Source organism: Curtobacterium luteum (assembly GCF_014646995.1).
In the GTDB taxonomy this organism is placed as follows: Bacteria; Actinomycetota; Actinomycetes; order Actinomycetales; family Microbacteriaceae; genus Curtobacterium; species Curtobacterium luteum.
Window position 1 is genome coordinate 153732 of record NZ_BMOI01000007.1, and the last position, 11621, is coordinate 165352.

An 11621-nucleotide genomic window follows, 5' to 3' on the forward strand; every position below is an offset into this window, starting at 1 on the left:
TGACGTCCGTCAGCCGGCCGAGACGGTGTTGTCCTTGCCGACGACCTGCTCGACGGCCTGGTCGTAGGCGGCAGCGGCCTGCTTCGGTGTCTGCTGACCGGTCATGACGGACTCCATCGCGACCTGGATGGCGTTCGAGACCTGCGAGTAGTCGCTCGTCGCCGGGCGGAAGTTGGTGTGCTCCACCAGCCCGGAGAAGAACTTGAACGTGGGGTTCGCGTCCGTGTAGGCGCTGTCCTCGGCGACGTCCTTGCGGACGGCGATCTGGCTGTTCTCGGTGTCGTACTTGAGCGAGCCGTCCTTGTCGAGGAACTTCGCGATGAAGTCGAACGCGGCCTGCGGGTTCTTCGAGTTCTTGCCGATCGCGAGCGTCCAACCACCCGACATCGAGTTGTAGCCCGGTTCCTGGCCGTTCTGGGTCGGGAACGCCGCCTGGCCCATCACGTCGTTCCACTTCGCCCACGGGGCGGTACCCGTCTTGAGCCACGTGCCGGACTGCCACGAACCGTCGAGGTCGATCGCGAGCTTGCCCTGCGGCAGCCACGTCTGGGCGATGGTCGTGCCGACGTTGGTGTCGAGCGCCTGCTGCGGTGTCGGGCCGAGGCCGCCCTGGTAGACGTCCTTGACGAACTGGAGCGAGTCCTGGAACTGCTTCGAGCCCGTCACCCACTTCTTGTCCTTGTAGAGGGTGTTGCCGGCACCGTCCGCCCCGTAGAGGAGCATCTCGAAGCCCTGCATGGTCGAGGCCTCACCCTGCGCCTTGCCCGAGTAGATGTTGAACGGGATGACGCCGGAGTCCTTCTCCTTGATGGTCTTCGCGGCGGCGAGCACGTCGTCCCAGGTCTTCGGCTGCCACGGGACCGGCAGGCCGACCTTCTTGAAGATGTCCTTGTTGTACCAGAGCGCCCGGGTGTCGGTGCCCATCGAGACGCCGTAGGTCTTGCCGTCGACGCCCTCACCGGCCTGCTTGGCGTTGTCGTAGAACTGGTCCCAGTCCTTCCACTTCGCCGTGTACTCGTCGAGGGGCAGGAGGTACCCGGCCTGGGCGTCCGCCTTGATGAGGAAGGTGTCCTCGTACATGACGTCCGGTGCGGTCGCCGGCGCCTTGTTCATGAGCGCGAGCTTCGTGTAGTAGTCGTTGCCCTGCGCCTGGATCGGCACGAGGGTGACCTTCTTGCCCGGGTACTCCTTCTCGTACGCCGTCTTGACTTCCTTCATCTGGGCGTCGAGCTGCTGGAAGGCGCCGAACTTCTGGTAGGCGATCTTGATCGTGTTGCTCGAGGCGGAGCCTGAGCTGGAACAGCCCGCCAGCCCGACCGCGGCGACTGCCACGGCTGCGAGGCCGGCGATGATTCGGGTGCGGCGTTTCATCGGTGCTCCTTTGCACGGGATGTCCGCGGGCTCCGTCACCCGCGCGCAGGATTAGTCCACCGTATTGACTTATCCGTGTCAAGAGCGGATTTCGGGCGTTCGGGTCGCGAACCGTCCCGGGGCGGCGGTCGTCCGGGGCCGGCGGTCATCCGGGGCCGGTGGTCGTGTCGGGCCGGCGGTCGTCCGGGCCGGCGGTCTCGGAACGACGTCCTCGATGTCGTGCGACAACGGTGGCGTCCTTCATTGCGCCCGTGTGGAGCCCGCGTCCGCAAGGAACGACACCGCCGTCGTCGAACGACGACGGCACGGTCGTTCCGCGTCGGCGCCGCATCGACATCGGCCGCGGCGACCTCGCCGACCCGACCCGACCCGCTCAGCGCCGGATCAGCAGCGTGCTCGCCCGCGGCGACAGCGCGGCGTCGAGCACGAGGCACGCCGCCCCCACGGCCGCGACGTCCGCGCCACGGTCGGTGTCCTCGACGGCGATCGGGTGCTTGGGCACGAGCAACGGCGAGTCGACGATGGCGGACCGGGCAGCGGGCAGCGCCGCCGAGGCGATCCGCGACCAGAACGGCCCGCCGAACACCACGCGGTCGAGGTCGAGCAGGTTCACGATGAGCACCGCCGCGTTCCCCATCGCCCGTCCGGTGTCGGCCGCGAGCGCGCAGGCCTCCTCGTCCCCGGCGGCGATCGCGGCCGCGAGCACGTCCCACGCCCGGTCGACGGAGGCGGCGTCCGACACCGGCCCGAGGTCGAGCCCGCGGGCGGCGGCGACCTGCACGAGCCGGTCGGGTGCCACCGCGGCACCGACCTCGCCCCGCGTGCCCGAGCCGTCCGGGGTCCCCGCGAGCGGCCCCTGGTCGACCATGATGTGTCCGGCGTCACCCGCGTTCGACCCCACACCCCGGACGGGCTCGTGGTCGAGGACGAGTCCGACGCCGAAGCCGGTCCCGAAGTACACGAACGCGAAGTTCCGGGCGGCGGACTCGCCCGCGAGGAACATCTCGCCGACCGCGGCCGCGGTGACGTCCTTCTCGAGCAGCACCGGGTGGCCCGTGGCCCCGGCCAGGGCGTCCCGCAGGGGCACGTCCCGCCACCGGGGCAGGAACGGCGGGTCGAGGACGACGCCGGCCTCCGCGTCGATCGGCCCCGGGCTCGCCACGCCCACCCCGAGCACCGCGTCCAAGTCCACCCGCGCCCCGGTCACCAGGGCGTCGACGGCGCCGGCGATGGTCCGGACCACCTCGGCGGGGTCGTCCGCGCTCGGCGTGGAGGTGGTGCTCTGCGCGACCACCGTGCCGGCCAGGTCGAGCAGCACGTAGGTGACGATCGCAGGGTCGACGTGCACGCCGACCGCGTACCGGCTGGCCGCCTCGAGCCGCAGGATCGTCCGGGGCTTGCCACGGCCGGAGACGACCGTGCCGGACTCGACGATCATCCCGGCCTCGATGAGGAACCGCGTGACGTTGGAGACCGTCTGCGCGCTCAGCCCCGTGCGCCCGGCGAGTTCCACGCGGCTCAGGCCCTCCGGCGAGCGTCGGACCGCGTCGAGCACGACCGTGCGGTTGAAACCCCCGATCGACGGGAGGTTCGCCCCACGCCGGTGCTCTGCCATGCCGCGACCATACCGCGCCGGTCCGCCCGACCCGGCGGTCACAACGGTGCGGTATCGGAGTGCACGGTGCACTGGCCCCCGGACTGGCCGCACGGATACCCTGGCGACATGGCCGAACTCCGTCTCGAACAGCTCTCCGCAGCGACCGCCGCCGCGGCCAACTCCCTGACGCTGAAGCCGGGGCAGGAACAGTTCGTGCAGCCCACGACGTACGCTCAGGCCGAGTCGGACGTGAAGCTCAGCTCCGCGTGGACGCGCGTGGTCCTCGACGGCGACGAGGTGGTCGGCATGATCATCGGCACCTTCGACGCGGACAACTCGGAGGAAGAGCTCCGGAGCGCCATCTGGCGCGTCAACGTCGCGGCGAGCGCACAGGGCCGGGGGGTCGGTCGCTTCGCCGTGCACGGCCTCGCGGAAGAAGCCCGCAGTCGTGGGTTCGAGCGGCTCACGGTCGTGTACGAGCCCGGCGGCGACGACAGCCCCGAGGCCTTCTTCCGCGCGATCGGCTTCGAGGTCCTCCGCGAGACCCAGTACGGCGACCACTTCGCGGTGCTCACCCTCGGGTGAGCGCTGCCCCGCGCGACCCGGTCGACTTCGGCGCGGCGGTCGCCGACGTGGTCCGCTCGATCCCGTCCGGCCGGGTCATGACCTACGGCGACGTGGCCGCGGTGCTCGGGTCACGTGCCTCGCGCGCGGTCGGCAAGGTGATGGCCCACGAGGGCGCCGACCTGCCCTGGTGGCGCGTGGTCCGGTCCGGCGGACACCCGCCGGTGCACCACGAGGCCCGAGCGCTCGAGCACTACCGTGTCGAGGGCACGCCCCTCGTGCACGGAGCCACGGCCTGGAGGCTCGACATGCGTCGAGCGCGCTGGTCGCCCGACCAGGGTGGCAGGTCGGGCACCGCGACCGGCGGGGCGGACGCAGGCCGTGCCTCCAGGCCGGACCCCGGCTACGACCCGACGGATCCGGGGTTCCCGACCGACCCGTTCTGAGCGGCCGCGTCGAGGGGCGCACCGTCCGGCCCGGGCACACCCGCACCGGACCCGACCGCCACCGCGGCCGTGGCGGCGACGTCCGTGACCCCACCCGACTCCGTGGGCCGCAGGTCGCGGATGCGTCGCGCCGGGACGCCGGCGTAGAGGCCGCCGGAGCGGAGGCGGCCGGCCACGACGGCGCCCGCCGCGACGACCACGTCGTCCTCGACGACCGCGCCGGGGAGCACCATCGTGCGGGCGCCGATCCAGACCCGTTCACCGATGGCGACCGCGCGGCCAGAGGCCGTCCGGTCCCAGTCGCCGGCGGCGTCGATGCCGTGGTGGCTGGTGACGACGAGGACCTGCATGCCGATCGCGGTGTCGTCGCCGATGGTCACGGGCGCGACGGCCTCGATCGAGACGTGCTTGTTGCAGAAGACACCGGTGCCGATGGTCAGGTTCCGCGCCGACCCGGTCAGGGCGAACCCGACGCCGGGACCGGACCCGACGTGGGCGCCGGCGAGGTTGAGCAGCGCCCGCCGGACGACCCTGGGGATCAGGGCCGACCCGAGCAGGGTGCTGAAGAGGACGTGCTCGGTGCCGTACGTCAGGTCTTCCCGCAGGCGCGCGGTGGGGCTGCTCGGAGAGTGGGTCACACGCGAACAGTAGGACCGTGAGGTGTCCGGGACCTCCCGTCGGCGACACTCTTGCGGGTTCCCGCCGCGGGGTGCGTCAGGCGTCGAAGCGCGCGCCCTTCGCGTTCGGCGGCAGGAGGAAGAGCACGAGCAGCACGAGGGAGCCGATGCCGAGCGCGACGTGGAGGAACTGCCAGAACCCGGACAGGTTCGCGTCGTGCAGGCGCCGTGCGCCGAGGGCGAGCGAGCCGACCAGCGTCGCGAGCCCCCAGAGCACGAAGAGGTACGCGCCGACCTGGTTCTCGAACAGCGGTGCGTCGGGCGTGAACGCCTGCGGGACGAGCTGCAGCGCGAGGCCGATCGCGAACGACGTGATCCACCACCACCAGAACTCCGCGCGGGAGGCCCGTCCGCCGAAGACCGTGTACTTCCGCCAGAACCGCCGGACGGCTTCGGGGAACGGCGCTCCGTAGAAGGGGTCGCGCAGGGCGACGCCGCCGGGCTGCACGCTGTCGTTGCTCATGGTCCGAGCCTGTCACGTCGAACCACGAATCCGACGTCGAACCAGCGCGGACGCACGGTTCGACGTCGGATTCGTGGTTCGGACGCCCATCAGGACCTGCCCGAGCCCGTCCCGCCAGGCGGCGTGCAGCTCGCCGTCGCCGTCGCCGTGGCCGTCGCTGTTGCTGTCGCTGTCGGCGCTGTCGCCGTCGTCACCGCGTCCCGGAGCACGCCGGAGATCCGCCGCGCGAACTCCGGCGTGATGTGCTGCCCGTCCTCGCGGATGAGCACGTCACCTGCGATCGCCGGACAAACGCCGGCCGCGTCGCAGTACCACCGACTCGAGTCGACGAAGTGGACGGTCGGCCGCTCGGCGGCGACCCGGCGCTCGGCGTCGGCCGCCGCCGCGTACGCATCCGAGAGGGTGGTCGCGCACGCGGACGGTCGTGACCAGCGCAGTGCCGCACACCGCGCCCGATCGGGTGCTTCGGGTGCGGCCGCCACGAAGACGACCGCCGCGCCGGACGGGTGGACACGGTCCGCGAACTCGGCGGCCGCCCGGTACCAGCGTGCCGCCGCCTCCCGCAGAGACGGATCGCCGACCTGCTGCGCGACGCCGTCGTACGAGTGCGTGACGATGACGACGTCGGGACGCGTGCGCTTGATGTCCCGTACGGCCGCTGCACGCTGGGCGTCGCACCGTGCTCGGTCGTCCGCTGACTTCCCCTCGACGGTGAGGCCGATCATGGGGCACCCCTCGGCCGTGAGCCCGCGGACGACGGCATCGTCGGCGAAGGCTTCGGCCGCGGCTGGCATCAGCGACGTCCCGACCGAGCTCCCGACGACCGTGACCGCACGGGTGGCGCGAGGGTCCCCGAAGCGGCACGACGCCGGGTCGGCGATGTCGGTCCAGGCGCAGGCCTCGTACCCCGGGGGCGGCCCGACCGACGCGGCGTCGAGTCCGGGGACGAGATCGTGCGGCCAGGAGTCGGCGCGCACGCCGGTGTCGATCGCCGCGGACAGACCCCGAGCGTCCCACGGTGCGGCGCGGTCGCCGCTGCCGGTCGACTGCGACACGGGAACGGCGCCCGTCGCACCGACGGCGAGCGCGGCGCCGACGGCCGCTGTCCCGAGCACACCCCGGGACAGCGCCCGACGCCGCCGGCCGATCCGCATGCCCGGCACCTCGACGAGCCGCCTCGAGAGCAGCCCGAGCCCCACCCCGACGCCGACGCCGCAGACGGCCCCGACGATGCGGTGCTCGGGCACCAGGAGCCCCGCGGCGACCACGGCCGGGTAGTGCCAGAGGTAGATCGAGTACGACGCGTCCCCGATCACCTGCACGGGACGCCAACCGAGCAGCGGCACCGGTCCGAGCCCGTCCCCGGCGACGAGGACGAGCGCGGCACCCGTGACGGCGAGGAGCGCGTCGGGGATCGGGACACCGTCCGACGCGGGGCCGACGAAGCTCGCCGCGCCGATCACGACGAAACCGACGACCACGAGCGCGGCCCGTGCCCGCGGACCGAGCCTGGACCGGCGGGCGATCCGTCCCTCGCCGATGCGTGAGCCGGCGACGGGGACCGACACCGCGCCGAGTACCGAACCGAGCGCGAGCTCCCAGAGCCGGGCTCCGGTGTCGAAGTAGGCGACGCCCGGTGCCGTGACACCCTCGACGGCCGCCCACACCGCGGAGACGAGCATCACCATCCCGGCGGTGCCGACGGCGAGCGCGCGCACGCGACCGGCGTCCCGTGCGCCGGACACGCGCCACACGAGGAGCACCAGGGCGGGGAACACGACGTAGAACTGCAGCTCGACACTCAGGGACCAGAAGTGCTGGAAGGGCGAGCTCGCCGATGACGCCGCCCAGTAGTCCGCGTCCCGCGCGAGGAAGACGACGTTCGCGACACCGACGGCTGCCGCGGCGCCGTCCCCGGCCACGGCGCGCGCCAGTGCCGGGCGGAGTCCCACCGTGGCGAGGACGACCACGACGGAGATCGTGACGAGGGCGGCCGGGAGCAGCCGCCAGAACCGCCGCGCCGCGAAGGAACCGAGCGCGAAGCGTCCGCTGGCGACCCGCTCGCGGACCATGGAGCCCGCGATCAGGTACCCGGAGATCACGAAGAAGACGTCGACGCCGATCCAGCCGGAGCGCGGGAGCCCGGCTGCGTGCACGGTCACGACCAGCAGAACGGACAACGCGCGCAGGGCGTTCACATCGGTGCGGAACGGCCCTGCGCGCATCACGCTCGCAAGATATCACATGTGGACCACGGTATTGCGTTACACGAGCGAGTCCCGCCAGGCCGCGTGCAGCTGGGCGAATCGGCCCGTCCCGGCGATGAGGTCCTCCGGCGTACCGTCCTCGACGATGCGCCCGTGCTCCATGACGAGCACGCGGTGCGCGATCGCCACGGTCGACAGCCGGTGCGCGATGATCACCGCGGTCCGGTCGGCGAGCAGCGTCTCGAGGCCCTCCTGCACGAGTCGCTCCGACGGGATGTCGAGCGACGCCGTGGCCTCGTCGAGGATGAGCACCTTGGGGTCGGCGAGGAACGCCCGCGCGAACGAGAGCAGCTGCCGCTGTCCCGCGCTCACCCGGCCACCGCGCTTGTTCACGTCGGTGTCGTACCCGTCCGGCAGCGCCATGACGAACTCGTGCGCGCCGACCGCCTTGGCCGCCCGCACGATCTCCTCGCGGGACGCCCCCGGCTTGCCGAGCTCGATGTTGTCCGCGACCGAGCCGGAGAACAGGTAGGCCTCCTGCGTCACCATGACGATCGCCCGGCGCATGTCCTTCGTGTCGAGCTCGCGCAGGTCGACCCCGTCGAGCTTGACCGATCCCTGCGAGGGGTCGTAGAAGCGCGCCATGAGCTTCGCGAGTGTCGACTTGCCCGCTCCGGTCGAGCCGACGAGGGCGATCGCCTGCCCGGCGGGGATGTGCAGGTCGAACTCCGGCAGCACGACCTTGTCCGCGTTGTACGCGAACACGACGTCGTCGAAGTCCATCCGCCCGGTGGCGTCCGCGAGCCGAGTCGGCTTCACCGGGTCCGGCACGCTCGGCCGTTCCTCCAGCACCCCGGAGATCTTCTCCATCGCGGCCGAGGCCGACTGGTACCCGTTGTAGAACATCGCGAGCTCCTGCGCGGGGTCGAAGAACCGCTTCGCGTACAGCGCGACCGCGAGCAGCGCACCCACCTCGAGCGTCCCGCCGACGATCCGGAAGCCGCCGACGATGACGACCGCCGCGAGGGTGGCGTTGCCGATGAGCACGAGCACCGGGTCGAAGGTCCCGAAGAGGTTGAAGACCTTCGTGTTCGCCAGCCGGTAGTCCTCGACGTAGCGGCCGTACTCGTCGCGGTTGCGGGACTCCTTGCGGAAGGCCTGCACCGCGCGGATGCCCGTCATCGTCTCGACGAAGTGCACGATGACGCGGGCCGAGGTCACGCGGGTGGCTCGGAACAGCGTCTGCGAGTTCGTCTGGAACCAGCGGATCAGGAACCACAGCGGCACGAGCGACGCGGCGAGCACGAGCCCGGACGTCGGGTCGAGCACGACGAGGGCGATCGCCGTGAACACCATGTAGAGCACGCCCTGGATGAGCTGGTTCAGCCCGGAGTCGAGCAGCTCGCGGATCGAGTCGAGGTCGCTCGTCTGGCGGGAGATGATCCGGCCGGACGTGTACGTCTCGTGGAACTCGAGCGAGAGCCGCTGCGTGTGCAGGAACACCCGCTTCCGGAGGTCGAACAGGATCGCCTGGCTGATCCGGGCCGCCAGCACGGTGTACCAGGCGGTCAGGACGGCCCCGGCGATCGCCACGACGATGTACGTCGCGACGACGCCGAACGCCGGCACCCAGTCGTTCCGGTCGAGCACCGCGGGCAGGGCGTTGTCGATGCCCCACGCGATGAGCGCCGGGCCCGCGACGGTCCCCGCGGTCGACACCACGACGACGACCGCGAGCAGGACGAGCCGGGCCTTGAGCGGCGCGGCGAGCGACCCGAGCAGGGCGAGGGACCGACGCCGGAGGCGCTTGCTCTCCGCCTTGGTGAAGTCGTCGCGCTCCTCGCCGCGGACGCCGAGCGTGGTGATCGACGCGGTGACGGGCTGCTGCGCGTCGTCGACGTCCGGTGCGTCGGTCGACTGCGCCGACGTCTGGGCTGGCAGTTGTTGTTCCTGCTGGCTCATGCCATCGCCTCCTCTCGGGCGGGCGCATCGTCCTCGTCGAGCGAGGAGATGACGTAGCGGTAGTGGTCGTTGGTGGCCATCAGCTCCGAGTGGGTGCCGACGGCGGTGACGACGCCGTTCTCCATGAGCGCGACGCGGTCAGCGAGCGTCACGGTCGACGGGCGGTGCGCCACGATGAGCGAGGTGGTCTCGGCGAGGACGCGGCGGAGGCCGGCCTCGACCCGGGCCTCGGTGTCGACGTCGAGCGCTGACAGCGGGTCGTCGAGGACGAGCACCGACGGCCGCGCCGCGATGGCACGGGCGAGCGCCAGGCGCTGCCGCTGCCCGCCGGAGAGGGACAGGCCCTCCTCGCCGACACGGGTGTCGACGCCGTCGGGCAGGTCGTCCACGAAGGACGCCTGCGCGATGTCGAGCGCCTCGCGCATGACGGCCTCGGCCTCGTCGCCGGACAGGTCCGGTCGACCGAGCAGCACGTTGTCGCGGACCGACGTGGAGAACAGCGTGGCGTCCTCGAACGCGACGCCGACGTGGCGACGGAGCTCCTCGCGCGTGAGCGTGCGGATGTCGACGCCGTCGATGGTCACCGAGCCACCGGTGACGTCGTAGAGCCGCGGCACGAGCGACAGCAGCGTGGTCTTCCCGCAGCCGGTGAGCCCGACGAGCGCCATGGTCTCGCCCGGGCGGAGCTGCAGCTCGACCCCGTTGACGAGGTCGGGGTACTGCGGCGGGGAGTCCTGGTACCGGAAGTGCACCGCGTTGAAGGACAGCGCACCGTGCGGCTCCGCGATCGTCTGCGGGTGCTCGGGGTCGGTGATCGTGTTCTCGGAGTCCATGACCTCGAAGAAGCGGTCGACCGCCGTGCGGGTGTCGAACGTCATCGACAGGAGGAAGCCGATCGACTCGATCGGGAACCGCAGCACGGTCGCCGTCGCGAAGAACGCGAACAGCTGCCCGACCGTCAGCTGTCCCTGCGATGCGAGGTAGATCCCGGCGAGCAGGCACAGCGCGAACGCGACGTCCGGGACGAGCAGCAGCCACAGCCAGATGCTCGCGACGGCCTTCGCCTTCTCGATCTCGGTGCCGCGCAGCGCCTCGGCCTGCTCGCTGAACTCGTCGAGCTTGGAGCGGCCGCGTCCGAACGCCTTGAGCACGCGGATGCCGTGCACCGACTGCTCGACGCTCGTGGCGAGGTCGCCGACCTGGTCCTGGCTGCGTCGGGCCACCACCGAGTACTTGCGCTCGAACAGCAGGCCGTTGATCCACAGCGGGATCGACGCGACGAGGAACACCAGGCCGAGCAGCCACCCGAAGGAGAACAGCACGACGAAGCCGACCACGATCGTCACGATGTTGACGACGAGCAGCACGACGCCGAACGCCAGCCACCGGCGGATGAGCGACAGGTCGGACACCGACCGGGACAGCAGCTGGCCGGACTCCCAGCGGTCGTGGAAGGCCACCGGCAGGTCCTGCAGCTTCGCGTAGAGCGCGTTCCGCATGCTCGTCTCGATCCGCGTCGACGGACGCATGACGAGCCGGCGACGCGAGGCGATGAAGAACGCCTCGAGCACACCGAGCGCGAGCACGCCGAGGCCGGCCGGCCAGATCTGCGCGGCGTCCTTCGAGGACAGCGGGCCGTCGACGAGCCACTGCAGGACGTAGGGGATCGCGAGCGCCACCAGCGAGGCGCCCATCGCAGCGGCCATGCCGCCGATGAGCCGACGCTGGTACGGCTTCACGTAGGGGTGGATCCGCGCGATCGCACGGAAGGTCGAGGGTCGGTCGGTGGACGGGCGCGCCTGGTCTGGCGTCTTGGACATGCGTTGCGTCCTCGTGCGTCGTGCCGCACCCCCTGGCCGGTCGCTGCTGTCGCAGCCGTCAGCCGGGAGGCTCGGTGTCCGTTGCGTGGTGGTCGTCGGCCGAGCGGGTGGCCGGGTCGTGGGCCGCTCCCGCCCGGTGGGGCGGGTCGGCCTCGCGTCGTGGCCGTTCGCCGCCGCACAGCGCGGCGTCGGGTCGGTCGGAGTGCACCGGGGGCGTGGCCGTCCCCGGGTTCAGGCGTGGGCTCGCGCGGGCCAGTGCTCGTCGCCGCCGGTGGTCACCCGGCGGCTCGTCGCGTGCTCGTCGTCGTCGGTCGTGACCGACGGCTCGTCGCTGGCTGTGGGATGCAGCCCTACGCGGACAGCGGTGCCGTGACGGCGGGCGTACCCGGGAACGGGTACGGCGCGACGGCTCCGGGTGCGAACCGGGGCCGTGCGTCGGGAGCGGTCCCCACGAGGCGCACGATGTCCGCACGGGCTGCCATGGCCGTGGTCGGGGTCGTCGTGTGCATCGTCA

Annotated in this window: 10 protein-coding genes; 2 read left to right on the forward strand and 8 right to left on the reverse strand. The window is 71.7% G+C overall.

Going from position 1 to position 11621, the window contains the following annotated elements; translation table 11 throughout:
- Nucleotides 1–9: 9 nt before the first annotated feature.
- Together IEY20_RS09815 and IEY20_RS09820 are read right to left on the reverse strand one after the other, a co-directional pair.
- Entirely contained in the window at nt 10–1371 is a 1362-nt protein-coding gene (locus tag IEY20_RS09815) for an extracellular solute-binding protein (RefSeq protein ID WP_175327612.1), read from the reverse strand.
- A gap of 373 nt (nt 1372–1744) precedes the next feature.
- Nucleotides 1745–2986 (reverse strand): ROK family transcriptional regulator, encoded by a 1242-nt coding sequence (locus IEY20_RS09820; protein WP_188889101.1) that lies wholly within the window; start codon nt 2984–2986, stop codon nt 1745–1747.
- 108 nt (nt 2987–3094) lie between these two features.
- Here IEY20_RS09820 and IEY20_RS09825 point away from each other — a divergent pair, with 108 nt between their 5' ends.
- Both IEY20_RS09825 and IEY20_RS09830 read left to right on the forward strand, forming a co-directional pair.
- A complete protein-coding gene (locus IEY20_RS09825) occupies nt 3095–3553 on the forward strand; it encodes a GNAT family N-acetyltransferase (RefSeq protein ID WP_175327610.1) in 459 nt (152 codons plus the stop codon).
- Complete coding sequence (locus tag IEY20_RS09830) at nt 3550–3978, forward strand: MGMT family protein (protein ID WP_175327609.1); 429 nt, start codon at nt 3550–3552, stop codon at nt 3976–3978. The genes IEY20_RS09825 and IEY20_RS09830 overlap by 4 nt, the downstream gene beginning before the upstream one ends.
- Here IEY20_RS09830 and IEY20_RS09835 read toward each other — a convergent pair.
- From IEY20_RS09835 to IEY20_RS09860, 6 genes are all read right to left on the reverse strand, one after another.
- Nucleotides 3936–4616, reverse strand: a complete 681-nt coding sequence (locus IEY20_RS09835) for an acyltransferase (protein WP_175327608.1) — start codon at nt 4614–4616, stop codon at nt 3936–3938. The genes IEY20_RS09830 and IEY20_RS09835 overlap by 43 nt on opposite strands.
- Before the next feature lie 76 nt (nt 4617–4692).
- A complete protein-coding gene (locus IEY20_RS09840) occupies nt 4693–5118 on the reverse strand; it encodes a DUF805 domain-containing protein (RefSeq protein WP_022903170.1) in 426 nt (141 codons plus the stop codon).
- An 89-nt stretch (nt 5119–5207) separates the two neighbouring features.
- The gene (locus tag IEY20_RS09845; RefSeq protein ID WP_229727985.1) at nt 5208–7343 is read right to left on the reverse strand and encodes an acyltransferase family protein; all 2136 of its coding nucleotides are present in this window, start codon (nt 7341–7343) and stop codon (nt 5208–5210) included.
- 39 nt (nt 7344–7382) lie between these two features.
- Entirely contained in the window at nt 7383–9191 is a 1809-nt protein-coding gene (locus IEY20_RS09850; RefSeq protein ID WP_175327664.1) for an ABC transporter ATP-binding protein, read from the reverse strand.
- A 92-nt stretch (nt 9192–9283) separates the two neighbouring features.
- The gene (locus IEY20_RS09855) at nt 9284–11107 is read right to left on the reverse strand and encodes an ABC transporter ATP-binding protein (RefSeq protein WP_175327606.1); all 1824 of its coding nucleotides are present in this window, start codon (nt 11105–11107) and stop codon (nt 9284–9286) included.
- Between the two features lie 350 nt (nt 11108–11457).
- Nucleotides 11458–11616: a hypothetical protein gene (locus tag IEY20_RS09860; RefSeq protein WP_175327605.1), complete on the reverse strand. Its 159-nt coding sequence runs from the start codon at nt 11614–11616 to the stop codon at nt 11458–11460.
- Nucleotides 11617–11621 lie beyond the last annotated feature (5 nt).

Bases quoted from the DNA above. Each gene is read 5' to 3' on its own strand.
- IEY20_RS09815 (WP_175327612.1), bottom strand. From the start codon at position 1,371: ATGAAACGCCGCACCCGAATCATCGCCGGCCTCGCAGCCGTGGCAGTC.
- IEY20_RS09820 (WP_188889101.1), bottom strand. From the start codon at position 2,986: ATGGCAGAGCACCGGCGTGGGGCGAACCTCCCGTCGATCGGGGGTTTC.
- IEY20_RS09825 (WP_175327610.1), top strand. From the start codon at position 3,095: ATGGCCGAACTCCGTCTCGAACAGCTCTCCGCAGCGACCGCCGCCGCG.
- IEY20_RS09840 (WP_022903170.1), bottom strand. From the start codon at position 5,118: ATGAGCAACGACAGCGTGCAGCCCGGCGGCGTCGCCCTGCGCGACCCC.
- IEY20_RS09845 (WP_229727985.1), bottom strand. From the start codon at position 7,343: ATGCGCGCAGGGCCGTTCCGCACCGATGTGAACGCCCTGCGCGCGTTG.
- IEY20_RS09855 (WP_175327606.1), bottom strand. From the start codon at position 11,107: ATGTCCAAGACGCCAGACCAGGCGCGCCCGTCCACCGACCGACCCTCG.
- IEY20_RS09860 (WP_175327605.1), bottom strand. From the start codon at position 11,616: ATGCACACGACGACCCCGACCACGGCCATGGCAGCCCGTGCGGACATC.